This is a genomic window from Streptomyces sp. NPDC052721 (assembly GCF_040678315.1).
GTDB lineage: Bacteria > Actinomycetota > Actinomycetes > Streptomycetales > Streptomycetaceae > Streptomyces.
Genome location: NZ_JBFATL010000017.1, coordinates 39,893 through 61,677, shown reverse-complemented (window position 1 = coordinate 61,677; position 21,785 = coordinate 39,893). Strand labels below are relative to the sequence as shown.

Here is a 21,785-nt window from a genome sequence, read left to right as displayed (position 1 = left end):
CACGGGCTCTTGACACGGGGGAAACGCGGGCGCAACATCCCACCCACCTCGACTAACTATCCAGTGGGTTAATTAGCTGCCGCGATCCGGCCCGCGCCCCGCCGCTCACTCCCCCTCTCCTCGCAGGGTGGAGTCCTCCCCGAAGGAGCACCGCCGTGTCCGTCCCCACCCCTGCTCCCGCCCCCGGCTCAGCGGCCCCGCCCGGCCAGCCCTGGAAGGCCGCCACGGCCGCCTGGATCGGCAGCGCCCTGGAGTACTACGACTTCTTCCTCTACGGCAGCGCCGCCGCCCTGATCTTCCCGAAGGTCTTCTTCGACGCCTCCGACCCGGCCACCGCGACCCTGCTCTCGCTCGCCACCTTCGGGGTCGCCTACGCGGCCCGGCCACTCGGCGCGCTGGTCCTCGGACACGTCGGCGACCGGCTCGGCCGCAAGAAGATCATGGTGTTCACGCTGATGCTGATGGGCCTGTCGACGTTCCTGATCGGCTGTCTGCCCACCCGCGCACAGGTCGGCACGCTCGCGCCCGTCCTGCTGGTGCTGTGCCGCGTCCTCCAGGGCGTCTCGGCGGCCGGCGAACAGGCGAGCGCCGGCTCGATGAGTCTGGAGCACGCGCCGCCGGACCGGCGCGGATTCTTCACCAGCTTCACCCTCAGCGGTACCCAGGGCGGCCAGCTCATCGCCACGCTCGTCTTCATCCCGGTCGCCCAACTGCCCGAGGACCAGCTGCTGTCGTGGGGGTGGCGGGTGCCGTTCTGGCTGAGCGTGGCCGTCGCCGCCGTCGGCTGGGTCATCCGGCGCCGGCTCCACGAGACCCCGGCCTTCGCCCGGCAGGCGGCGGACGGAGGCGTGGCCCGGCTGCCCCTCGTAGTGCTGCTGCGCGAGCACTGGGCGGACGTGCTGCGGGTGATCGCGGGCGCGCTCATCGCGTCGGTCAGCACGGTCTTCACGGTGTGGGCGCTGGCGTACGCCACGAGCGACGCGGTCGGCATGTCCCGTACCGCGATGCTGTGGGTGGGCGCGCTGGCCAACCTGGTGGCGCTCGGCGCGATCCCGCTGTGGGCGGCGCTGTCGGACCGGATCGGGCGCCGCCCGGTGTTCCTGATCGGTGCGGTGGGCAGCGCGGTGGCGATGACCGGCTGTCTGTGGGCGATCTCCACGGGCTCCTATCCGCTGACGCTGCTGCTCGGTGTCGTGGCCTTCGGCGTCGTCTACAGCGCGGCGAACGGCGTGTGGCCCGCCTTCTACGGCGAGATGTTCGCGACCCGGGTCCGGCTGTCCGGCCTCGCCATCGGCACGCAGACCGGTTTCGCGGTGGCCGGGTTCGCGGTCACCTTCGCCGCCGAGATCGCCGGTCCGGGCGGCGACGACTGGGCGGCGGTGGCCCTGTTCACGGCGGCGCTGTGCGTCCCGCCGACGCTCGCCGCGCTGACCGCCCGCGAGACGCACCGGGTACCGACGGAACTGCTCGGCGAGCGGGCCGCGCGGGAGGCGTCCCGCCCGGAGCGGGTGCCGGCCTGACACCGGAGGGTGCCTGCCTGACACCGGAGGGTGCAGGCCAGACCGCGCCACGGCCCCCCGCTCCGCGAACGAACCGCGCAGGAGGCGTCCCGCCCGGAGCGGGTGCCGGCCTGACACCGGAGGGTGCCTGCCCGACACCGGAGGGTGCAGGCCAGACCGCGCCACGGCCCCCCGCTCCGCGAACGAACCGCGCGGGAGGCGTCCCGCCCGGAGCGGGCCACCCGAGCTGCTCGGCCGGACCGCGCCACCGGCCCCCTGCTTACCGTCACGCTCGCCGCTCCGGCCCAGCCCGGCGAGCACCTACGCGGTCGGGGACACGGCTCCCCGGCCATACGTCGAGGGCGCGACAGGCCGGACGGGTGGTGTGCGGGCGCGGGCTGAGGGCTGGGCGATCAAGGGCCCGTGGCGGCGTCCAGCAGCGGGCCCAGTTCCTCCACGACCGTCGTGAGGGGCCGTACGTCCCGCTCGGCGCGTGCCATCAGGATGGCGCCCTCCAACGTGCTGATCATGAGGGTGGCCAGGGACTCGGCGCGGGACGGCGGGACACCCATGTCCGTCAACGCCTCGGCGAGCGGGCCCCGCCAGGTCGCGAACGCGGTGGCCGCCGCCTGGCGGGTCGAGTCGCCGGAGGTGGCGCAGTCGACGGTGGCGGCGGCGACCGGGCATCCCGCCGCGAAGCCGTCCGCCGCGTACTCGTCGGCCCACTGCGCGGCCATCGCCGCGAACAGGCCGCTCGGCGTCGGCCGGTCGAGTCCCGCGACGAAGCGGGCGACCCGCTTGCCCGCGTACCGGCCGGCCCACGCGACCGCCTCGTTGACCAGTTGTTCCTTGCCGCCCGGGAAGTAGTGCTGGAGGGAGCCGCGCGGTGCGTCCGCGTGCGCGGCGACCTCGCGCATGCCGGTGGCGGTGACCCCGTGCCGCCGGATGAGCTGGGCCGCGCTGAACACCATCCGCTCCCGCGGTCCGCGCCGCGCCTGCGTCATCGTCGACCTCCGTTCCTCCGCCGCCACTCTATGACCGCCGTCATAGCGGCGGCTACTATGACCGGTGTCATAGTCGACCCGTGGCGCGGAGGGCGGCCTGCCATGCACGTCGGATTCATCGGTCTCGGAGTGATGGGCCGGCCCATGGCGCTGCGCCTGGCGTCGGCCGGCACCCCCCTGGTGGTCTGGAACCGGACCCCCCAGCGCGCGGAGCCGCTGCGCGCTGCCGGCGCCGAGGTCGCCGCGGACGCCGGCGAGGTGTTCGCGCGGGCGGAGGTGGTGCTGCTGATGCTCGCCGACGAGGCGGCGATGGACGCGGTCCTCGGCCGGGGCACGCCCGACATGGCCGCGCGGGTCGCGGGCCGGACCGTCGTCCACATGGGCACGACCTCGCCGGAGTACTCCCACGCCCTGGAGACCGAGGTCCGCGCCGCCGGCGGCCGGTATGTCGAGGCACCCGTCTCCGGGTCCAGGGTGCCGGCGGAGCAGGGGCAGCTGGTGTCCATGCTGGCCGGGGAGGAGGACGCCGTGGCGCCGTACGGCCGCTGCTCGCGCCGATGTGCCGGGAGGCGTTCGTGTGCGGTGCGGTGCCGGGTGCGCTGCTGATGAAGCTGGCGGTGAACATCTTCCTGATCACCCAGGTGACCGGGCTGACGGAGGCGTTCCACTTCGCCGAGCGGCAGGGTCTGGACCGCCGGCTGTTCCTGGAGGTCCTGGACGCGGGCCCGATGGCCAGCGGGGTGTCCCGGATGAAGGCGCCCAAGCTGCGTGAGCGGGACTTCGCGGTGCAGGCGGCGGCGCTGGACGTGCTGAAGAACAACCGGCTGATCGCCGAGGCGGCGCGCAAGGCCCACCTCGCCTCACCGCTCCTCGACGTCTGCCACACCCTGTTCGAGGAGACGGTGGCGCAGGGGTACGGCGGCGAGGACATGGTCGCCGTCCTGCGGGCGATCGAGGCCCGGACCGCCGAGGCGCCGTGAGCGGGCGGCCGGGCGTGGGTCAGCTCTTCGGGATGCCGTACGCCCGCTCGACGTGCAGTCGCACCACCAGGCGGCGGTCGCGGACCATCGCGGCCCGGTAGTCGTCCCAGTCCGGGTGCTCGCCGAGGACGTCCCGGTAGAGCCGGATCAGCTCCTCGACGGTCTCGTCGTGCGGGTCGGCGGCGGCCGGCGTCAGCTCGGCGGTGCCCTCGGCGACGGTGTACGCCCAGCGGTCGTCGCTGGTGACGTGGTACGAGGCGCGCGGGTCCCGGCGGAGGTTGCGGGTCTTGGCGCGGTCGTCGGTGACCGAGATCCGGATGATCCGCTCGTCGGGGTAGTAGGCGTGGCTGACGTTGGACAGCTGGGGGCGGCCGTCGCGCCTGAGGGTGACCAGTACGCCGGCGTGTCCTGCGGAGAGGAGGCCGAGCAGCGCGTCCTGCGGGGAGTCATGGGTCATACCCGGGTCAACTGACGGTGGCGCCCCGTGCATTCCCCGGGGCAGCGATCGGTAGACAGTGTCTACACCCGCCTGGTAGACACTGTCTATGACTGACTCCGAGGTGGGCCTGCGGGTCCGGCTGGTGGACGTGGGCGTGGAGCTGCTGGCCACCGAGGGCCCGCAGGCGCTGACCCTGCGGGAGATCGCCCGGCGCGCGGGCGTCTCGCACGGCGCGCCGCGCCGCTACTTCCCCACCCGTCTGGAACTGCTCTCCGCCATCGCCCGGCGGGGCTTCACCGAACTGGGCGTGCGGGCACACGCGGCGCTGGAACAGGAGTCCGGAGGGCCGCGCGCCCAAGTGGCGGCGCTGGCGCGGACGTACCTGGAGTTCGCGCTGGAGCGGCCCGGCATGTACGAGCTGATGTTCCGCCACGACCTGCTGGAGAGCGGTCACCTCGGGCTGCGGGCCACGAGTCTTCCGCTGTTCACGCTGCTGGCTGAACTGATCGCCGACGCGGACCCCGGCGCCGATGCCCGGCGGGTGGCGGGCGCCCTGTGGGCGAACCTGCACGGAACGGCCCAGCTGTGGCGCTGGCGCAGCCTTCAACTCGCGTTGGGCGAAGAGGACTTCGGCCCCCTGCTCGACACCGTCCTCGCGGCGCACCTGGGCGGTCCCGGGGGCGGCAGGTGAACCGGCCCTGGACGCTGGCGAGCAGCGTGGCGGGCGCGGTGGTCGTCGCACTGGACGGTACGGTCCTCACGGTCGCCCAGCCCAGTCTGCAACGGGAGTTGGACGCGTCGTTCGCCGAGGTCCAGTGGACGAGCACCGCCTATCTCGTCGCGGTGGCGAGCCTGCTGGTGTTCGCGGGGCGGCTCGGTGACCGGTACGGGCAGCGGCGGGTGTTCGGCCTCGGCATGCTGGGTTTCGGCGCCGCCTCGGTCGGTGTCGGCCTCGCGCCCGGGGTGGGATGGGTGATCGCGCTGCGGGCGGTGCAGGGGGTCTTCGGGGCACTGTCGCAGCCGGCCACGCTGGGCATGCTGCGGGCCGCGTACCCGCCGGACCGGCTCGCGTCGCCACTGGCGGTGCGGACCGCCGCGATCGGGTTGGCGGCGGCAGCGGGACCGCTGGTGGGCGGGGCGCTGGTGACCGGTCTCGGCTGGCGGGCGGTGTTCTTCGTCCACGTGCTGCCCGCGCTCGCCTTCGGCCTGCCCGCCCTGCTCCGCCCGGAGCGGCGCCCGGTACCCGCCCGGGCGCCGCTGGACCTGTCCGGGGCCGTCCTGCTCGCGGTGACCCTGGCCGGCCTGGTGTACGCGGTCACGGCCCGGCCGGTCTCCGGGGCGGGCCTCGCCCTGTCCGGGGTGACGGCCGCCGTCCTCGTCCGGCACGAGCGGCGTACGGCGAGCCCGCTGCTGCCGCCCGGGGTGGTCGGCTCGCGTGCGGTCGGTGCGGCGCTCGGCATCCTGGTCGCCGTCTCCGCGTCCCTGTTCGGCACCCTGTTCGTCGCCACGTACGTCCTCCAGCGCCACCTCGGCCTCGACCCGTTCGACAGCGCCCTGCGCGGCCTGCCGCTCGCCGTGCTCATGGTGGTGTCGGCGTCGCTGTGTCCCGCCCTGCTGCGCCGGTGCGGTGCGCGGGTGACGACGGCGGGGGCGACGGCGGTGCTCGCGCTCGGCGTCCTCGTGCTGTCCGGGGCCAGAGGCACGCCCGCTCTCGGGTGCGGGTTCGCGCTGCTGGGCGCCGGGTTCGGCACGGTGATGGTGGCGGCCACCCAGGTGATCGTGCGGCGGGCGGAGGTGACGGTGGCCGGGGTCGCGGGCGGGTTGCAGCAGACCGCGCTGAACGTCGGCCCCGCTGTCGGCGTGGCCGGGGCGACCGCGCTGCTGAGCACGGGCACCGGCCCGGCCCTGCTCACCCTGGCGGCCCTGACCGCCCTCGCCCTGCCGGCGACCCACGCACTGCCCGGCCGCGCCGACGTCGAATCGATCACACACACCCCGGATGAACCGGTCCCGACCAGCGCTCCTGCGCGACGATGAGAAGTGGGTGCGGGCCCGCGCGGCAGTCGGGACGCATCGGGGACGACGCGACCGGAGGAGAGCGATGGGACAGCTGCGACAGGATGTGGAGCCGGCGGAGGCGGGGCTGGACGCCGAGGCGCTGGACCGCCTGGACCGGCACTTCGCGCGGCACGTCGACGCGGGACGCCTGCCCGGCTTTCTGGTGGCCGTGGCCCGCGGTGGCCGGGTCGCGCATCTGACCACGTACGGCCTGCGGGACGTGGCGGCCGGGCTGCCGGTCGAACCGGACACCCTGTGGCGGGTCTACTCGATGACCAAGCCGGTCACCGCGGTCGCGGTGCTGCTGCTGGTGCAGGAGGGCCGGCTGTCCCTGGACGACCCGCTGGACCGTCATCTCCCCGCCTTCGCCGGCCCCCGTGTGTATGTGGAGGGTTCGGGCGCCGACGTCCGTACCCGTCCGGCCGCCGGTCCGATCCTGATACGGCACCTGCTCACCCACACCGCGGGCCTGACCTTCGGCTTCTACTACCGCCACCCCGTGGACGCGCTCTACCGCGAGGCGGGACTGGAATACTCGGTGCCGCCGGGCAAGGACCTCGCGGAGACCGTCGAGGTCTACGCGCGCATGCCGCTGCAGTTCGACCCGGGCACGCAGTGGAACTACTCGGTCGCCTCCAACGTGCTGGGCCGGGTGATCGAGGTGGTGTCCGGGCAGCCGCTGGACGCGTTCTTCGCCGAGCGCATCCTCGGCCCGCTCGGCATGACCGACACCGGCTTCCACATCGTGCCCGAACAGGCTGACAGGCTGGCCGAGTTGTACGGCGAGACGGACGAGGGCGGGATCGAACCGGTGCCGGGTCTGCCGGTGCGCGGCCGGCCGCGGTTCCTGTCCGGCAGCGGCGGCCTGGTCTCCTCCGCGCACGACTTCCACCGGTTCATGGAGCTGCTGCGCCGGGGCGGTGAGCTGGACGGCGTACGGCTCCTGGCGCCGGAGACGCTCGCCCTGATGACCCGCAACCAGCTGCCGGGCGGGGCCACCATCCGCTCGTTCGGCGCCCCGGTCCACCGGGAACCGGGCATGGACGGCCTCGGCTTCGGGTTCAACGTCTCCGTCGTCACCGACCCCACCCGCACCCTGGCCCCGTCCCACCTCGGCACGTACGGCTGGACCGGCGTGGCCACCACCGCGTTCTGGGTCGACCCGGCCCATGACCTGACCGTGCAGTTCATGAGCCAGGTGCGCCCGAAGAAGCTGAAGGTCTTTCCCGAGTTGCGGCGGCTGGTGCACGAGGCGGTGACGGACTGATCCGGCGGCCGGCTACTGGCCCAGGGTCAGGGTGAACTCCAGCCCTTCGCCGGCGAGTTCGGCCAGCCACCGGTCCGCGCGCTGGGGGGTCTGCGCCGCCCGGTGCAGGCCGGCCCGCAGGCTGCCGTCCAGGATGTGCCGGACGCCGAGGGCGAGCGGACGGGAGACACAGCGGGCCATCGCGGACTCCTCGTCACCGGTCAGGTCGAGCAGGTAGGCGCCGGTCCAGGGCCGGCCCTCGCCCGTGTCGACCTCCAGGGAGACGGAGAGAACGACCCGGTCGCGGTCGGCGTCCGTGGTCGGGTGGGCCGCCGCCAACTGCCGTGCCAGCGCGGCGATCCGCTCGTCGTCGCCCGTCCTCAGCTCCTCGAAGACCGGCTCCCACGCCTTCAGCCAGCCGTCCAGCCGGAGCGTGCCCCGGACGAGGGTGCGTGGGGTCCAGGCGGCGGGCAGGCCGTACTGGGCGACGAAGGGGATGCTGTCGCGGTTGGGGTAGGCCTCGAAGGTCTCGCCGTCCAGGACGAGCGGCCGGGTCGCCTCCCAGGGCCGGCCGGCCGTCGTCTCCACGCCGTCCTCCAGGTACCTCGCGGGCGAGCGAAGGGCGTTGAGTACCCCGAGCGGCGCCCAGCTGAAGCGGTAGCGGAAGTCGTTCGGCACGGCCGGGACGCCGCCGCAGTACGAGGTGAGCCGGTAGGAGGCCGGGGTGTGCTCGCCGACGCGCGCGCGGGCCCGGCCGATGAGGCTGTGCGCGAAGAGGTGGTCGATGCCCGGGTCCAGGCCGGCCTCGGTGAGCACGACGACGCCCGCCGCCCGCGCCTTCTCCGCGTGCGCCAGCAGCTCCGGCGACACATAGCTGGAGCAGGCGAAGTGCGCCCCGGCCCGTACGCAGACGGCCAGCAGCCCGGCGTGCTCCGGCGCCGGCAGCATCGACACCACGACGTCGCCGGGCTCCAGCGCGGCGGCGAGTGCGGCCGGGGCGGTGAGGGCGCGGGGCTCCGCCCGTCCGGTCAGGCCGAGCCCGGCCAGCGCCTCGGCCGCGCGGTCCTCCGTGCGGTGCCACAGCAGGACCCGGCCGGCCGTACGGCACAGGCCGGCGAGCCCGCTGCCGGTGGACAGTCCGGCGCCGACCCAGTGGACGGTTCCGCTCGCCGGGACACGGTCGGTCATGAGTGCGACTCCCCTCCTTCGATGCCGAGTTCACGGCACGCCTGGTGGAACCGGTCGAGACAGCGCCCCCAGGCACCGCCCGGGCCGAAGGCGAGCAGCTGCGGCAGCAGGGCCGCCGAGAAGTCGACGCTGGACTCCCGGGGCAGCAGGGACGGCAGGTTGTCGATGGCGATCAGGTCCAGCGGCGGCTCCTTGCGCAGCCGGCGCACGGGCTCGGTCCAGTCCGTCGTACGGTCGTAGACCGGCAGGACGTTGAACGGGGAGCCGACGTCACAGGTGACGTCGCACAGGGTGCGCAGCCGGCGGGCCGGGGAGTCCAGGTCCTCCTCGCGCAGGAACGGCGGGACCAGGGTGGTGGCGAGGACCGCGTTCACCATCACGTCGTGCCCGAGCAGGGCCCGCCGGTCCAGGTCGCGGGTCTCCGCCAGGTCCCAGCGGGTCGCCTCGACACCCGCCGTGCGCAAGGCCGTCCACGCGCCCCGCCCGCTGCGTCCGAGGGCGCCGATCACCAGCGCCGTGAACGCCGTGTCCCCGGCCGCCGGCCTCAGTACGGCGTCCAGGTCGTCCTTCGTCGTGGGGGTGAGCGGTGCCGTCAGCCGGCCCCGGTACTGGAGCACGGCGAGCGCGGCGCCCAGATAGCCCGCCCAGTAGCCGAAGGCGGCGAGCCGGCGGCCCTCGTCGTCCACCAGGTACTCCAGGTCCAGCAGCGCCCCGCCGCCGGCCGCGAACCGGCGCAGCAGCTCGGCGGCGCCCGGCTGCTGTTTGTAGGCGTGCCCGAAGAAGATGTGCCGGTGGAGCAACTCGGCCGGTTCGTCGGGGAGTTCCTTGAGGCCGAGGATCACGGCGTCGCGGGGTGCCGTCACCCAGGAGCCCGCCGGGGCGCGGCGGCAGCCGGCCGCCTCGTACTCCTCGGTCGGGAAGATCCGCTGCGGGGACTCCTCGACGGTCAGTATGACCCCGCTGTCGACCAGGCGGCGGGCGTCGGCGGGGACGACGGGCGTGCGCCGTTCGGTCGTACGGGGCTCGTGGCGCAGCCACAGGTGCAGCTCGGTCATACCAGGTTGGCCTCCGGGCGCGGGGCGTCGGCCGCGAACCGGCCGGCGCTCAGGGGGCTGATGTCCAGGAAGGGTACGCGGCCCAGGTACAGGTCGCGGATCACCTCGCCGACGGCCGGTGCCTGGAGGAAGCCGTGCCCGGAGAAGCCGGTCGCGTACAGGAACCGGGACACCGTCGGCGCCTCGCCGATCAGGGCGTTGTGGTCGGGGGTGTTCTCGTACAGGCCCGCCCAGCCGCCGGTGCGGGGCAGGTCGAGCAGGGCGGGGGCGCGCTGCCGCATCGCCTCGGCGAGTCGCGGGATCCACCGGTCGTGGGTGTCGGTGGCGAAGCCGGGCCGCTCGTCCGGGTCGGACATGCCCAGCAGCAGGCCGGGGCCCTCGCGGTGGAAGTACAGGCTGGTGGTGAAGTCGATGGTCATCGGCAGCGTGGGCGGCAGGCCGGGCACCGGTCCGGTGACGGCGATCTGCCGGCGCAGCGGCCGTACCGGCAGCTCCATGCCGACCATGGCGCCGACCGCCCGCGACCAGGCGCCGGCCGCGCAGATCACCGTGCCGGTCTCGATCCGGCCGAGGGTCGTACTGACCGCGGTGATGGTGTCGCCGCGCAGTTCGATGCCGGTGACCTCGGTGTGGCGCAGGATGCGGGCGCCGTGGGCGCGGGCGGCGGTCGCGTAGCCGTGGACGACGGCCTCCGGGGTGCAGTGGCCGTCGTCCGGGGAGTACGCCGCGGCCAGCAGGCCGTCGGTGCGGATCAGCGGGGAGGGGCGGCTGGCCTCCTCGGGGGTGAGCAGGCGGCTGGGCACCCCGAGGGAGTTCTGCAACCGCACGCCCGCCTCGAAGGAGGCCACCTGCCCGGGCGTGGAGAGCAGGAACAGATAGCCGACCCGGTGCAGCCCGATGTCCTGCCCGACCTCCTCCTCGAACCGGCCGAACGCCTCCAGGCTGCGCGCCCCCAGCCGGATGTTCAGCTCGTCGGAGAACTGCGCCCGCACTCCTCCGGCGGCCTTCGAGGTGGAGCCGGCGGCGAGTTCGTCCCGTTCGACGAGGACGACGTCCCGCACGCCGGCCCGCGCCAGGTGCCAGGCGATGCTCGTGCCCATCACCCCGCCGCCGACGATGACCGCCTCGGCCCGAAGGTTCACGCCGCCGCCTCCTTCACCGTGCCGCACGCCTGTCGCCTGATCCTTTCCGGAACTCGGCCCGCCGAACCGGCGACCGGGCGTTCAGGAGCCGTGGCCGACGGCGTCCAGGTGGGGCAGGTGGTGGTCCATCCGCTCCCGCTTGGTCCGCAGGTACGTGATGTTGCTCTCGCACGGCTCGATCAGCAGCGGCACCTGCTCGGCGACCTGGACGCCGTGCCGGACCAGCGCCTCGCGCTTGCGCGGGTTGTTGGACATCAGCCGTACCGAGCGCACCCCGAGGTCGCGCAGGATGTCGGCGGCCACGCCGTAGTCGCGGGCGTCGACCGGCAGGCCCAGGGCGAGGTTCGCCTCCACCGTGTCCAGGCCCTCGGCCTGGAGCGCCATCGCGCGCAGCTTGGCGAGCAGACCGATGCCGCGGCCCTCGTGTCCCCTCAAGTAGACGACGATGCCGCTGCCTTCGGCGACCACCGCGCGCATGGCGGCCTCCAGCTGGTCCCCGCACTCGCAGTGCCGGGAGCCGAACGCGTCCCCGGTCAGGCACTCCGAGTGCAGCCGGGTCAGCACGTTCTCGGTGCCGATCTCGCCGTACACCAGGGCCACTTGCTCGTCACCGCGGTCGTGGTCCAGGTAGCCGATCGCCTGGAATTTCCCGTACACGGTGGGCAGCGGTGCATTCACGACGCGTTCCGCGCCGGAACGCCGCGGGGACTTCTTGCCGAGTACGCCGATGTTGACGCCGGTGTTTTCTGTCATGATCTGATTCCTAAGCAGAGACGAAAGGCCGTGAAGAGATGAGTGGTTCGGGCGCGCGGACGGCGGCGTACGGGGTGGTGAGCGGCGTGGTGCCGACGGACACCACGGAGGACGTACGGACCCGGGGGGCGGGCGTGTCAGCACAGGTCGCCGTCCTTCCCGTCGGAAGCTTCGAACAGCACGGGCCGTTCCTTCCGCTGGCGACCGACACGCTGGTCGCCTGCGCCGTGGCACGGGAGATCGCCGCCGCGTACCCGGTGCACCTCCTGCCTCCGGTGACGGTCTCCTGCTCGCACGAGCACGCGGCCTGGCCGGGAACCGTCAGCATCTCCGCCGTGACCCTCCACGCGGTGGTCTCGGACATCGCGGCGTCGCTGCGCCGCTCGGGCGTCGGCGCGCTGGTCGTCGTCAACGGGCACGGCGGCAACTACGTGCTGGGCAACGTCGTCCAGGAGGCCTCCGCGCGCGGCGAGCGGATGGCGCTGTTCCCGGCCGCCGAGGACTGGGAGGCGGCGCGGGAGCGGGCCGGGGTGGTCACCTCGCTGCTCACCGACATGCACGCGGGAGAAATCGAGACCTCGATTCTTCTGCACGCTCACCCCGAATTCGTCCGCCCTGGTCACGAGTCCGCCGATTTCATCGCCGACGACCGTCGTCATCTGCTCACCGTGGGAATGTCCGCCTATACCGAATCGGGCGTCATCGGCCGTCCTTCCCTGGGTTCGGCGGAAAAGGGAAAGGAACTGCTGGCGAGCCTGGCGGAATCCTTCGAGTCGTATTTCACGCTGCTCACCTCGGCGCCGGACCGGGAGTGACCCCGGCCGGCGCCCCCCGGCCGGCCGGGACCCGTGGGGGCGGCCCCGGTCGGCGGGCGGTCGTCGGGGGCGGGGGTGCGGGGCGGTGTGGGCGCTGGTGTGGTGGGCTCGGTGCGCAGGGTCCCGTACCAGCGCCGGAGCAGGACCACGGCGCCGGGCAGGCTCGCCACGAAGCTCAGTACGCCGTAGACGACGGCGACCGCGACACCGGTGTCCGCGCCGAGCCCCGCCGCGCCGAACGCCCATGCGGTGACGCCCTCGCGGGGGCCGAAACCGCCGACGTTCAGCGGCAGCCCCATGGCCAGCAGCGCCAGGACCGCGAGCGGCAGCAGCACCGCGACGGGTGCGGCCGAGCCGGCCACCCGGGCCGCCACGACGAACATGACCAGATGCCCGGCCAGGACGACCGCGGAGGACAGTGCGACTCCCGGCCCGCTCTGCCGGGACGCCAGTCCCCGGCGGGCCTCGCCGAGCGTCCGGCGCAGCGCGCCGTGCCGGCGGGCCGGCGGACGGTTCATCCGGACGGCGAGTACGACGGCCAGCGCGCCGACCGCGGCCAGCACCACGAGCGGGGCGAAGCCACGGACCTCGGCGCGCACCGGCGACGGCAGGGTCAGCAGCACCGCCGCGCCCGCCACGGCCAGCGCGATCTGCCCCGCGACCCGCTCCAGCACGACCGCCTTCACCCCGCGCCGCACGTCACCCGCGCTCTGCCCGTGCCGCACCGCGCGGTGCACATCGCCCAGGATCCCGCCGGGCAGGGCCGCGTTCAGGAACAGCGCCCGGTAGTAGTCGGCGACGGCCGGTCCCAGCGGCAGCCTCAGCCGCAGCCCCCGCGCCACCACCTGCCAACGCCACGCGCTGCACACGGTGGTGACCACGCCGATGCCCAGCGCCGCCAGCACCGTCACGGCGTCGATCCGCCGCAGCCCGTCCAGCAGAGCCCCGGTACCGAGCCGCCACAGGAGGGCGGCGAGGATGACGACTCCGAGGAGGGTGCCGACGTGGGTACGGAGGGCTCGGGAGTCACGGCGCCGGGGGGCGGGGGGTGCTTGCGGTGGCGCCGGTGCCGGGTCCGGCTGCGTGGCCGCCGGGCTCGGGGGCGTCGCGTCTGCGCGGAGCGCCTGCGCCGGCGTCACGCGCGTGCGCGCAGGAGCCGGCTCAGGTGCCGCGCAGGCCGGTTCCGCCGGTGTCGTACGCGCGCGCCTGCCGGTGACCTCCCCCGGCGGCACCCTCGTGCCCGCTGCCGTCGTCCTCCCGCTCACGCCGCTGCGCCCCTCGGCCGGGGCAGCGCCAGCAGGTCGGTGTGGTGCACGGTGACCCGTAGCGCGCCGGCCGCGCAGGCGGCGAGCCGGTCGCTCAGGTACTTCTCCGCCCGGTCGCCCAGTTCCGGCCGTTGTTCGACGGCCGCGCCCACCCAGCCGCGCAGCCACTGCCCGGTCAGCGCGGCCTCCTCGGCGCCGAGCCGCCACGGGCTCGCGTGCACCCGGACCGTCGCCCCGCGCTCGGCGAACGCCTCGCAGGCCACGGTGACCGCGTCCGGGCCGAGCAGCCCGGCGCGCCGCTGGTGGGCGTCGAACGCCTCGGCGATCTCGGCGTCCAGCGGGTCCTCCGGGGCGAGTTCGACGCGTCCCGCGACAGAGAGGGTGAGCAGGGCCGGGCAGCCGGCGCCCACGCAGGCGTCCGCCAGGGCCTCGATCTCCTCCCGGGTGAGCACGTCGAGCAACGCGGACGCGGTCACCAGCGAGGCCCCGGTCAGCGCCTCCGGGGTGAGCCGGGCGACGTCACCGCGCCGGGTCTCGACCGTGACGCGGCTGCCGTCGGCGGCGGAGCGCGGGGAGGCTACGGCGGCGAAGTGCAGCAGGTAGGGATCGCGGTCGTGCAGGATCCAGTGCTGGGCGCCGTCGAGGCGGGGCGCGAGCCAGCGGCCCATCGAGCCGGTGCCGCAGCCCAGGTCGTGCACGACCAGTCCACCGGGGCGGCCCGGCAGGTCGGCCAGCCGGATCCGCAGCGGGTCGAGCAGTTCCTGCGCGCGGGCCGCCGCGTCGGCGCCTTCCCGCAGTTGCAGCCATTCGGGCGCGTACCGAGGAGCCTCGTCCGGGTCGCCGTCCCGCAGTCGTACGGTGGCCCGCTCACCGGGACGGGCCACGGGCCCGGCACCGGCGATGACCGGACCGGCAGCGCGGTCGCGGGCGGACCCGCCGGCACCGGTCGGCCCGGTCCCGGTCGTGTCGCCGCGCTCCCCCGCCCCGGACGGACCCCCGGCACCGGTCTCCCCGCCGAGCGCCTCCGCGCCCAGCCCTGCGCCCACGATCTCCACGCCCGGTTCCTCCTCGCTCCGCGCACGCGCGGCACCCCGTACGGACTCGCCCGCCCGCGGCCCGGGCTGAGCCGGAATCAGTCCATCCGGACCCGATCGGGCAGGGACCACTGCACCGTCCCGTGGCCCACCCGGCTCCGACCGGACCGGCGCCACCTCTGCGCCCCCGTCCCCGTGCCCGCTCACGCCGTCCTCCTCGGTGGTTCCGGGAGGCGGCCGAGGACCGCTGCCAGGCTGCGGGCGGTGGCCGCCCAGCCGTCGAGGGCGGCGCGACGGCCGCGGGCCGCGGCCTTGAGGCGGCGGCGCACGTCGGGTTCGCCGAACCAGCCGCGCAGTTCGGCGGCGAGCGCGGCGGGGTCCTCCGGCGGGACGAGGATGCCGGGCACGCCGCCGTCCGGGGCGCGGCCGACCGCCTCGGGCAGGCCGCCGACGTCGGTCGCGAGGACGGGGATGCCCCGGGCGAGGGCCTCGGTGACCGCCATGCCGTAGGTCTCGGCGTAGGAGGTGAGGACCATCAGGTCGGCGGCGGCGTAGGAGGCGTCGAGGCCGGCGCCGGAGCGGGGGCCGGTGAGGTGCAGACGGTCGGTGAGGCCGTACCGGGCGATCAGTTCGCGCAGGTGGGCCACGTACGCGGGGTCGTGGCCGAGGCCGCCGACGCACTCGCAGGTCCACGGCAGGTCCCGGACCTCCGCGAGCGCCTCCACCAGCCGGTGCTGGCCCTTGCGCGGGGTCACGGCGGCCACGCACAGCAGCCGGGAGACGCCGTCGGTGCCGGGTGCGAGGGGTGCGATGTCGGCACCGGGCGCGGCCACGTGCACCCGGTCGGGGGCGAGTCCGTGGTGGGAGACGAGCCGGCGGACCGCCCAGTCGCTGGTGGCGATCACCGCGGGCACCGCCCGCAGCACGGTCCGCTCGCGCGCGTCCAGGCCGGCGGCGACGGCCGGGTCCAGGCCGGTCTCGTCACCGAGGGGGAGATGGACGAGGACCGCGAGGCGCAGGCGCCGCGCCTCGGGGACGACGGTCTCCGGGACCCCGCAGGCGACGAGGCCGTCGAGGAGGACGACGGAGTCGTCCGGGAGGCTCCGGAGCGTACGGGCGAGTGCTTCGCGGGCGGCGGCGTCCGGGCGCGGCCAGGTGCCGGGTACGGCGTGCCGGGTGACCTGCCAGCCGAAGCCGGGCAGGTCCAGGCAGACCCGGCGGTCGTAGGCGTTGCCGCCGCTGGGCGCGGCCGGGTCGTCGACGCCGCCCGGCATCACGAAGTGCACACTGCGCAGGGACATGGGGATGATTCCGGCGTTCGGCGCGGCGGTGGGCTGCGCGGGCACGTACGCGAGGCGGGCCCGCTCCACGGTCAGGTCGGTCACAGGCCACGCTCGTAACTCGCCCAGGCGATGTGCGACTCGTGGAGCGTGACGGTGATCCCGGCGAGGCCCTTGGCGCCCTCGCCGAGCGCGCCCTTCGCGATTCGCTCGGCGAGCCGGTCGGCGATGACCTTGGCCAGGAACTCGGTGGAGGTGTTGATGCCGGCGAACTCGGGCTCGTCGTCCAGGTTGCGGTAGTTCAGCTCCGCGGTGATGGTGCGCAGTTCCTGCGTGGCCAGGCCGATGTCGACCACGATGTTGTCCTCGTCCAGCTGCTCGCGGCGGAATGTCGCGTCCACGAGGAACGTGGCGCCGTGCAGGCGCTGCGCGGGCCCGAAGACCTCGCCGCGGAAGCTGTGGGCGATCATGATGTGATCGCGGACGGTGATGCTGAACAACGGACGACCCTCCAGGTGCGGCGCGTCTGGTCCCCCGCCTTGCCCGCCGGGGGATGCCGTGTAGTACGGCTCTTCGCTTCCCCGTGTTCAGCCGTTCCTCACTCTTTTCTCAGGTCAGGCCGGTCTCCGTGTACCGGACCCGGTGGCACAGGGCGGGAATCTCACCGGACGCCAGCTTGGGCATCACGTCCGGGAGTTCCTCGAAAGCGCTCTCCCCGGTGATGAGCGCGTCCAGCGCCGGGTCGGCGAGCAGGTCCAGGGCGAGCGCCATCCGGTCGGCGTAGGTGCGGCCGGCCCGTGCGGCCGGGGAGACCGTGCCGACCTGGCTGCTGCGCACGGTGAGCCGGCGGGAGTGGAAGGCCTCGCCGAGCGGCAGGGCCACGCGCCGGTCGCCGTACCAGCTCAGTTCCACGACCGTGCCCTCGGGGGCGAGGAGTTGCAGGGCCCGGGTGAGGCCGGCCTCGGTGGCGCTGGCGTGGACGACGAGGTCGCAGTCGCCGAGGGCGTCGGCCGGTGCGGCGAAGCCGACGCCGAGCGCCTCGGCGGTCTTCGCGCGGGCCGGGTCGGCGTCGACCAGCTGGAGGCGGACGCCCGGGAAACGGGCGAGCAGCGCGGCGACCGCGCAGCCGACCATGCCGCCGCCGACGACGGCGATCCGGTCGCCGAGCAGCGGCGTCGCGTCCCACAGGGCGTTGACGGCGGTCTCGACGGTCCCGGCGAGCACGGCCCGCGCGGCGGGCACCCGCTCGGGCACCACGGTGACGGCGCTCACCGGAACGACGTAACGGCTCTGGTGCGGGTACAGGCAGAAGACGGTACGGCCGATCAGCGCGGCCGGACCCGCCTCCACGACGCCGACGCTGAGGTAGCCGTACTTCACCGGGCCCGGGAAGTCACCCTCCTGGAACGGTGCCCGCATCACGGTGTGCTGACTCTCGGGCACCCCGCCCCGGAAGACGAGGGTCTCCGTGCCCCGGCTGACCGCGGAGTACAGCGCCCGCACCAGGACCTCGTCCTCGGCAGGCTCCGCGAGGGTGACGTCGCGCAGCTCTCCCTGGCCGGGCGAGCGGAGCCAGAACGCGCGGGCCGAACGGTTCACCGGCATCCTCCTGAACGATCGGGAAGTTGTTCACGTACCGAGTTGTGCACAGGCCGCGCACAGTACGCGGCGTGGATCGACTCTGTCACTCGGCCGGAGGGTGTGCGGTGGCCCTGAACAACACGTATGACGCGAGGCTCCAGCAGGAGACCGCTGTGGGAGCGGGTGTGCAGATCCTGCTGCTGGCTCTGCTCGGCTCGGCGGTCGGCATGGGGCCGGCCGGCTGGCTGACGGGGCTCGCCTTCGCGTTCGCCACCTGGGCGGTCCTCTCCCGCGCCGTGCACCGATCCCGGCTGCGCTCCTTCGGCCCCGCGAACCGGGTCACGCTGGGCCGGGCCACCCTGGTCGGGGGGGTGACCGCGCTGGTCGCGGACTCCTTCGAGAGCGCGCCGCCGGTGACGCTGCTGGTCGCCCTGACCGCCGTGGCCCTGCTGCTGGACGGCGTGGACGGCAAGGTCGCCCGCCGCACCGGCACCTCCTCCGCGCTCGGCGCGCGCTTCGACATGGAGGTCGACGCGTTCCTGATCCTGGTGCTGAGCGTGTACGTGTCGGCGCAGCTCGGCCCGTGGGTCCTCCTGATCGGCGGGATGCGCTACGCGTTCGTCGCCGCGGCCCGGCTCGCGCCCTGGCTGACGGCCCCCCTGCCGCCGTCGTTCGCGCGCAAGACCGTGGCGGCGATCCAGGGCGTCTGCCTCCTCGTCGCGGGCGCGGACCTGCTCCCCCACCCGGCGAACCTCACGATCACGCTGCTGGCGCTGGGCTCCCTGGTGTGGTCGTTCGGGCGGGATGTGCGGTGGCTGTGGCGCACCTCGCGGGTCGTGCGTCCGGCGCCGACGCGGCCGGTACGGGAACTGGTCCCGTCGGGCCGCTGACCTTCGGTGCCGCCGAGGGCCTCTCCCCTCGCCGAAGAGGCACTGCCACCCCCACCGTGCCCGCGCCGCGCAGCGTTCCGCCGGGAGCGGTTGACACTGCCGGGAACTGGCCCCGCCGAGCCGCTGACGGCGCCCCCGGCAGGCCGACACCGGCCGGGGCCACCTGTCCCCCGGACCCCCACGGCTCCCCGATCGCTCACCCCGAGGTGCTCCGGGTATGCCCCCGCCCGGGCACGCGCCTCCATGGGCAGCGGCTGCTGACACCCCGTGAGGAAGCCCGCCCCTCCCCTCGCTGAAGAGGCACAGCCACCCCCCACCGCGCCGCCAGCCCCCACCGCGCCACAGCCCGCGCAGCGTTCCGCCGGGAGCGAATTGTCAGTCCCCGGCGATATCCTCAAGAGCGCTTGTGACACATGTGTCTTCAGACCACGGGGGGTGTCCATGCACGGCCGGGATCACGTCTTTCCTCAGGACTGCCCGGGTGATCACCCGGGCATGTCGACCGAAGCCGGAATCGACGTCCAGCGGCAGCTGGAGTCCCTGATCCAGGACTTCCGGACCAGCGATCGCCCGATGCCGGTCATCGTGCTGCACGCCGAGGACCCCGCGGACGACGACCGCGTCACCGAACTCGTCGACGAACTGCGCGAAGGACAGCAGCGCCACGGGACGCGCCTGGCCGTCGCCCCGACCGAGCCGCAGCCGGGGGACGTCGACCCCCTGGCCAGGGCCACGCGGCTCCTGTGGGACCTCGGCGACTGGCGGAAGTGGGGCGCCCGGTCCGCCGCCTACCGGCCCTACGCCTTCCCACGCCTCAACCTCGTCCGCGCCCTCCAGGAGGCCACCGACGACCCGGAGATGCGCGAGCACTGGCCGACCGCCCCCGTCGGCACACCGGACGGCAACGCGCAGCGGGAACACGCCCAGACGCATCTGCTGCGCATCCTGGCCCGGCAGCGCTGGCGGCCCCGCAGACCCGCGCGCCGGCACCGGCAGCTGCTCCTCAACGACGTGCAGCAGTTCCTGCCCATGGGCATCCTGGGCGCGTTCACCGCGCTGCTCACCCGCCCCGAGTGGTACGTCGCCGTCCTGGCGGGCATCGGACTGATGATCCTGCTCGCCGGCCTCAACCACGTCCCCGGACGCGCTCCCCTCTTCCTGTGGCTGCGCAGGGAGAGCCGGTGGTTCCTGACCACGACGTTCCTCCAGTCCGCAGCCCGCCGCCGGTCGACCAGCGTGCGGCTGCTGCGGCCCGTACGCTCCTGGAGGGCCATAGCGGCCCGCACCTACGACGTGGCCGAGGCGATGCGGGAGGGCGGCCCGTTCCCCCTCCAGCTGTACGTGCTGGCGCTGTTCGAGGACCTGCGGGACAACCACCGGCGCGGCAGCTGGGACCTGCGGGGGTTCAAGCGGACGCGTCCGCCGGTGCTGTTCCTGCGCCGGATCAGCCGGGAGAACGGCGGCGTCGAACTGATCAGGGCGGTCAGCGACGTCCGCAGCCGGCGCAGTGAACTCGACCCGCTGCTCATCGTGGCGGGCGTGGCGGCGGGCGACGCGGCGCTACTCGACCGCGGCACGGACACGGAACCACCGGCCGGCCGGCCGCAGCCCCCGCCCCCGCCCTGGCGCCTCCAGCAACGGCTGCGGCACTGGTACGACGAGTGGGCCGGGAACCTCCGGGCCGACCAGTCGCCGAGCCGGACGAACGCCCTGCCCTGGGTCCTCAGGGTGCCACTGCCCCGCGACGAGCTGGTGCAGCTGCGGCAGACGGACTGGCGGTGCGTCCGGGCCAGGCACCGGCCGTCCGTCGCCCGCGTGGTGTGGTCGGCGTACAGCCTCGTCCTCGTCCTCGTCCTCGCCGTCACCTCGGGTGTCGTCCACTCCCTCGAACTGCACCGTGCGTACTGCTCGGCGGGCCTGCTGAGCGCCGACCGCGACACGGTACGGCGTCCCGCTCCCGGCGGCGGCACGGAGTGCGTCGGCATAGCCACCGGAGACGTCCGGTTCGGCGCGTACCTCCCGGGCGGAGCCGACCAGGAGGGCAACAGGATGCGCGAGCTGGAGGACCTGGTGCGCGCCGAGAACGCCGACGTGCTGCACCACCACCCCGGCACGTACGTCACCGTGGTGTACGCGGGACCGCTCAGCTCCTCCTCGACGGACTCCTCCCTGGTCAAGGGCACCGAGGAGCTGGCCGGCGTGTATCTCGCCCAGCGCGTGGTCAACGAGAACTACACGGTGAAACTCCGGGTGCTGCTCGCCAACGGGGGCGTGGACATGGGGCAGCAGCGGCTGACGGCGGACGCGATCGCCGAGTACGCCGACCGTGACCCGACCGTCGTCGGCGTGGTCGGCTTCGGACGTGACCTGCAGAGCAGTCCCTACGTCACGCGCCGGCTCCACGCGGTGGGACTGCCCATCGTCTCCGGCACCAACTCGGCGACCTACCTGCCGAAGAAGTTCTCCAACTGGTTCAGCCTCGCGGCTCCCGACGAGCACCAGGCGGAAGCGCTCGGCTTCGTCGTCCGGCAGCTCCGCGCCCGGGAGAAGGACCCGTACGCGCTGGTGCTGGCCCGCGACACCAAGGATTCGCAGGACCGCTACACCAGCGAACAGGCCTCCTACGGCGGCGAAATGCTGCGCCGCGAGCACTTCCGGCTGCTGCCCGAGCAGCGTTATCGGGTGGCGAACGGCAAGCCCGAGCTGCGGCTGCACGCGGAGAGCATCTGCCGGGGGAAGAACGTACCCACGGTGATCTACTTCGCGGGACGGGTCGAGGACATCGGTCCGCTGATGACCCAGCTGGGCACCGAACCGGGCTGCGCGAGCCGGGAGATCTCCATCCTCACGGGCGACGACCTGAGCAAGGCCAGGTTTTCCGGCACGGGCGGGAGTGACGGCGTGGCCCCGCGGATCACCCTCTACCACGCCGCACTGGCCGAGCTGAGGGAGGCCGCGTCCACGACCGCCTTCTACGAGGACGCCGCCAAGTACCTCCCCTGGCTGGCGGGCAAGGAGGTCAGGTACGACTCCCCCGACTTCGCCAGCGGCCAGACGGCGCTCGCCCACGACGCCACGCGTGCGCTGTACTGGGCGGCCAGCCTCGGCGACGTGCGCCAGAGCCGCGCGGCGACCTGGGTGAACCTCAGGGGCGTGAAGCTCGACGGGATGGCCACCGGAACGATCGACTTCACCGACGCGCCGCTGTACGGGGAACGGTACGGCCACAGCATCGTGCTCAAGCGGGTCCGCAGGACCCCGCAGGGCGTCTCGGAGACGGAGGTGCTGTGCAGCAGACCGGCCGGCAGCACCGAACCGCTCAGTGTGAAGGAGTGCTCGATCGGATGACCCGAACCGGCCCGGGCCGGACCGGACCTGACCGGTCAGGACCCGGGCAGGAGGGCCGTACGGACCGCTCGACGGCGGGTTGTCACGCTCGCCGGATGAGCATTCCGGGACCCGACGAGATCCGTGCGCCGCACGAGCAGTACTCACCGAACAGCTCCTGTCCGCCCCGCGCTTGAGCCACCTGGACGCCGAACTGGTCCGCGCCGCG

Annotated in this window: 17 protein-coding genes and 2 pseudogenes; 8 read left to right on the top strand and 11 right to left on the bottom strand. The window is 74.1% G+C overall.

The genetic code is table 11. The features are described 5' to 3' along the window. Window positions 1–155: 155 nt before the first annotated feature. Window positions 156–1,520 (top strand): MFS transporter, encoded by a 1,365-nt coding sequence (locus AB0L21_RS18300; protein ID WP_365785064.1) that lies wholly within the window; start codon window positions 156–158, stop codon window positions 1,518–1,520. A gap of 392 nt (window positions 1,521–1,912) precedes the next feature. Here the strand turns inward: AB0L21_RS18300 and AB0L21_RS18295 are convergent, their stop codons facing one another. Continuing rightward, the gene (locus AB0L21_RS18295; protein WP_365704356.1) at window positions 1,913–2,503 is read right to left on the bottom strand and encodes a TetR/AcrR family transcriptional regulator; all 591 of its coding nucleotides are present in this window, start codon (window positions 2,501–2,503) and stop codon (window positions 1,913–1,915) included. Between the two features lie 102 nt (window positions 2,504–2,605). On the opposite strand from AB0L21_RS18295, the pseudogene AB0L21_RS18290 reads away from it, so the two are divergent. Continuing rightward, window positions 2,606–3,483 (top strand): annotated as a pseudogene (locus tag AB0L21_RS18290) (NAD(P)-dependent oxidoreductase). A gap of 19 nt (window positions 3,484–3,502) precedes the next feature. Here AB0L21_RS18290 and AB0L21_RS18285 read toward each other — a convergent pair. After that, window positions 3,503–3,940 carry a PPOX class F420-dependent oxidoreductase gene (locus AB0L21_RS18285; protein WP_365704352.1) on the bottom strand — a complete coding sequence of 146 codons (438 nt, stop codon included), beginning with the start codon at window positions 3,938–3,940 and terminating at the stop codon, window positions 3,503–3,505. A gap of 88 nt (window positions 3,941–4,028) precedes the next feature. Here AB0L21_RS18285 and AB0L21_RS18280 point away from each other — a divergent pair, with 88 nt between their 5' ends. The 3 genes from AB0L21_RS18280 (at window position 4,029) to AB0L21_RS18270 (ending at window position 7,247) form a co-directional block, all read left to right on the top strand. Beyond that, entirely contained in the window at window positions 4,029–4,613 is a 585-nt protein-coding gene (locus tag AB0L21_RS18280; protein WP_365785062.1) for a TetR/AcrR family transcriptional regulator, read from the top strand. Then, complete coding sequence (locus tag AB0L21_RS18275; RefSeq protein ID WP_365785060.1) at window positions 4,610–5,959, top strand: MFS transporter; 1,350 nt, start codon at window positions 4,610–4,612, stop codon at window positions 5,957–5,959. Before AB0L21_RS18280 ends, AB0L21_RS18275 begins: the two co-directional genes overlap by 4 nt. 64 nt (window positions 5,960–6,023) lie before the next feature. Beyond that, the gene (locus AB0L21_RS18270) at window positions 6,024–7,247 is read left to right on the top strand and encodes a serine hydrolase domain-containing protein (protein ID WP_365785058.1); all 1,224 of its coding nucleotides are present in this window, start codon (window positions 6,024–6,026) and stop codon (window positions 7,245–7,247) included. 12 nt (window positions 7,248–7,259) lie between these two features. Here AB0L21_RS18270 and AB0L21_RS18265 read toward each other — a convergent pair whose 3' ends face one another. The 4 genes from AB0L21_RS18265 to ribA form a co-directional block, all read right to left on the bottom strand. Further along, window positions 7,260–8,414, bottom strand: a complete 1,155-nt coding sequence (locus AB0L21_RS18265; protein WP_365785056.1) for a saccharopine dehydrogenase family protein — start codon at window positions 8,412–8,414, stop codon at window positions 7,260–7,262. Beyond that, the gene (locus AB0L21_RS18260) at window positions 8,411–9,469 is read right to left on the bottom strand and encodes a saccharopine dehydrogenase (protein ID WP_365785054.1); all 1,059 of its coding nucleotides are present in this window, start codon (window positions 9,467–9,469) and stop codon (window positions 8,411–8,413) included. The genes AB0L21_RS18265 and AB0L21_RS18260 overlap by 4 nt, the downstream gene beginning before the upstream one ends. Next, on the bottom strand, window positions 9,466–10,611 hold the full coding sequence (locus AB0L21_RS18255; protein ID WP_365785052.1) for an FAD-binding oxidoreductase: 1,146 nt from the start codon (window positions 10,609–10,611) through the stop codon (window positions 9,466–9,468). The genes AB0L21_RS18260 and AB0L21_RS18255 overlap by 4 nt, the downstream gene beginning before the upstream one ends. A gap of 81 nt (window positions 10,612–10,692) precedes the next feature. Further along, window positions 10,693–11,364, bottom strand: a complete 672-nt coding sequence (gene ribA / locus AB0L21_RS18250; RefSeq protein WP_365704338.1) for a GTP cyclohydrolase II — start codon at window positions 11,362–11,364, stop codon at window positions 10,693–10,695. A gap of 38 nt (window positions 11,365–11,402) precedes the next feature. Between ribA and AB0L21_RS18245 the strand changes: the two genes are divergently transcribed. Further along, entirely contained in the window at window positions 11,403–12,179 is a 777-nt protein-coding gene (locus tag AB0L21_RS18245) for a creatininase family protein (RefSeq protein WP_365704336.1), read from the top strand. A gap of 164 nt (window positions 12,180–12,343) precedes the next feature. Here AB0L21_RS18245 and AB0L21_RS18240 read toward each other — a convergent pair. The 5 genes and pseudogenes from AB0L21_RS18240 to AB0L21_RS18220 all read right to left on the bottom strand — a co-directional run. Then, window positions 12,344–13,318: pseudogene (locus tag AB0L21_RS18240) on the bottom strand (lysylphosphatidylglycerol synthase transmembrane domain-containing protein); the annotation flags it as partial. 122 nt (window positions 13,319–13,440) lie between these two features. Continuing rightward, the gene (locus AB0L21_RS18235; protein WP_365704334.1) at window positions 13,441–14,499 is read right to left on the bottom strand and encodes a class I SAM-dependent methyltransferase; all 1,059 of its coding nucleotides are present in this window, start codon (window positions 14,497–14,499) and stop codon (window positions 13,441–13,443) included. Between the two features lie 182 nt (window positions 14,500–14,681). Then, window positions 14,682–15,863 (bottom strand): glycosyltransferase family 4 protein, encoded by a 1,182-nt coding sequence (locus tag AB0L21_RS18230; protein WP_365704332.1) that lies wholly within the window; start codon window positions 15,861–15,863, stop codon window positions 14,682–14,684. Beyond that, a complete protein-coding gene (locus AB0L21_RS18225) occupies window positions 15,860–16,258 on the bottom strand; it encodes a 6-carboxytetrahydropterin synthase (RefSeq protein ID WP_356337738.1) in 399 nt (132 codons plus the stop codon). The genes AB0L21_RS18230 and AB0L21_RS18225 overlap by 4 nt, the downstream gene beginning before the upstream one ends. Before the next feature lie 109 nt (window positions 16,259–16,367). Beyond that, entirely contained in the window at window positions 16,368–17,357 is a 990-nt protein-coding gene (locus AB0L21_RS18220; protein ID WP_365785050.1) for a zinc-binding alcohol dehydrogenase, read from the bottom strand. 107 nt (window positions 17,358–17,464) lie between these two features. Here AB0L21_RS18220 and AB0L21_RS18215 point away from each other — a divergent pair, with 107 nt between their 5' ends. Beyond that, window positions 17,465–18,229: a CDP-alcohol phosphatidyltransferase family protein gene (locus AB0L21_RS18215; protein ID WP_365785048.1), complete on the top strand. Its 765-nt coding sequence runs from the start codon at window positions 17,465–17,467 to the stop codon at window positions 18,227–18,229. Window positions 18,230–18,724: 495 nt separating this feature from the next. Continuing rightward, window positions 18,725–21,577, top strand: a complete 2,853-nt coding sequence (locus AB0L21_RS18210) for an ABC transporter substrate-binding protein (protein ID WP_365785046.1) — start codon at window positions 18,725–18,727, stop codon at window positions 21,575–21,577. Window positions 21,578–21,785: the final 208 nt, after the last annotated feature.

Excerpts from the sequence above, each read along its gene's own strand:
- AB0L21_RS18295 (WP_365704356.1), bottom strand. The coding sequence starts at position 2,503 with ATGACGCAGGCGCGGCGCGGACCGCGGGAGCGGATGGTGTTCAGCGCG.
- AB0L21_RS18285 (WP_365704352.1), bottom strand. The coding sequence starts at position 3,940 with ATGACCCATGACTCCCCGCAGGACGCGCTGCTCGGCCTCCTCTCCGCA.
- AB0L21_RS18280 (WP_365785062.1), top strand. The coding sequence starts at position 4,029 with ATGACTGACTCCGAGGTGGGCCTGCGGGTCCGGCTGGTGGACGTGGGC.
- AB0L21_RS18270 (WP_365785058.1), top strand. The coding sequence starts at position 6,024 with ATGGGACAGCTGCGACAGGATGTGGAGCCGGCGGAGGCGGGGCTGGAC.
- AB0L21_RS18265 (WP_365785056.1), bottom strand. The coding sequence starts at position 8,414 with ATGACCGACCGTGTCCCGGCGAGCGGAACCGTCCACTGGGTCGGCGCC.
- AB0L21_RS18260 (WP_365785054.1), bottom strand. The coding sequence starts at position 9,469 with ATGACCGAGCTGCACCTGTGGCTGCGCCACGAGCCCCGTACGACCGAA.
- ribA (WP_365704338.1), bottom strand. The coding sequence starts at position 11,364 with ATGACAGAAAACACCGGCGTCAACATCGGCGTACTCGGCAAGAAGTCC.
- AB0L21_RS18245 (WP_365704336.1), top strand. The coding sequence starts at position 11,403 with ATGAGTGGTTCGGGCGCGCGGACGGCGGCGTACGGGGTGGTGAGCGGC.
- AB0L21_RS18210 (WP_365785046.1), top strand. The coding sequence starts at position 18,725 with ATGTCGACCGAAGCCGGAATCGACGTCCAGCGGCAGCTGGAGTCCCTG.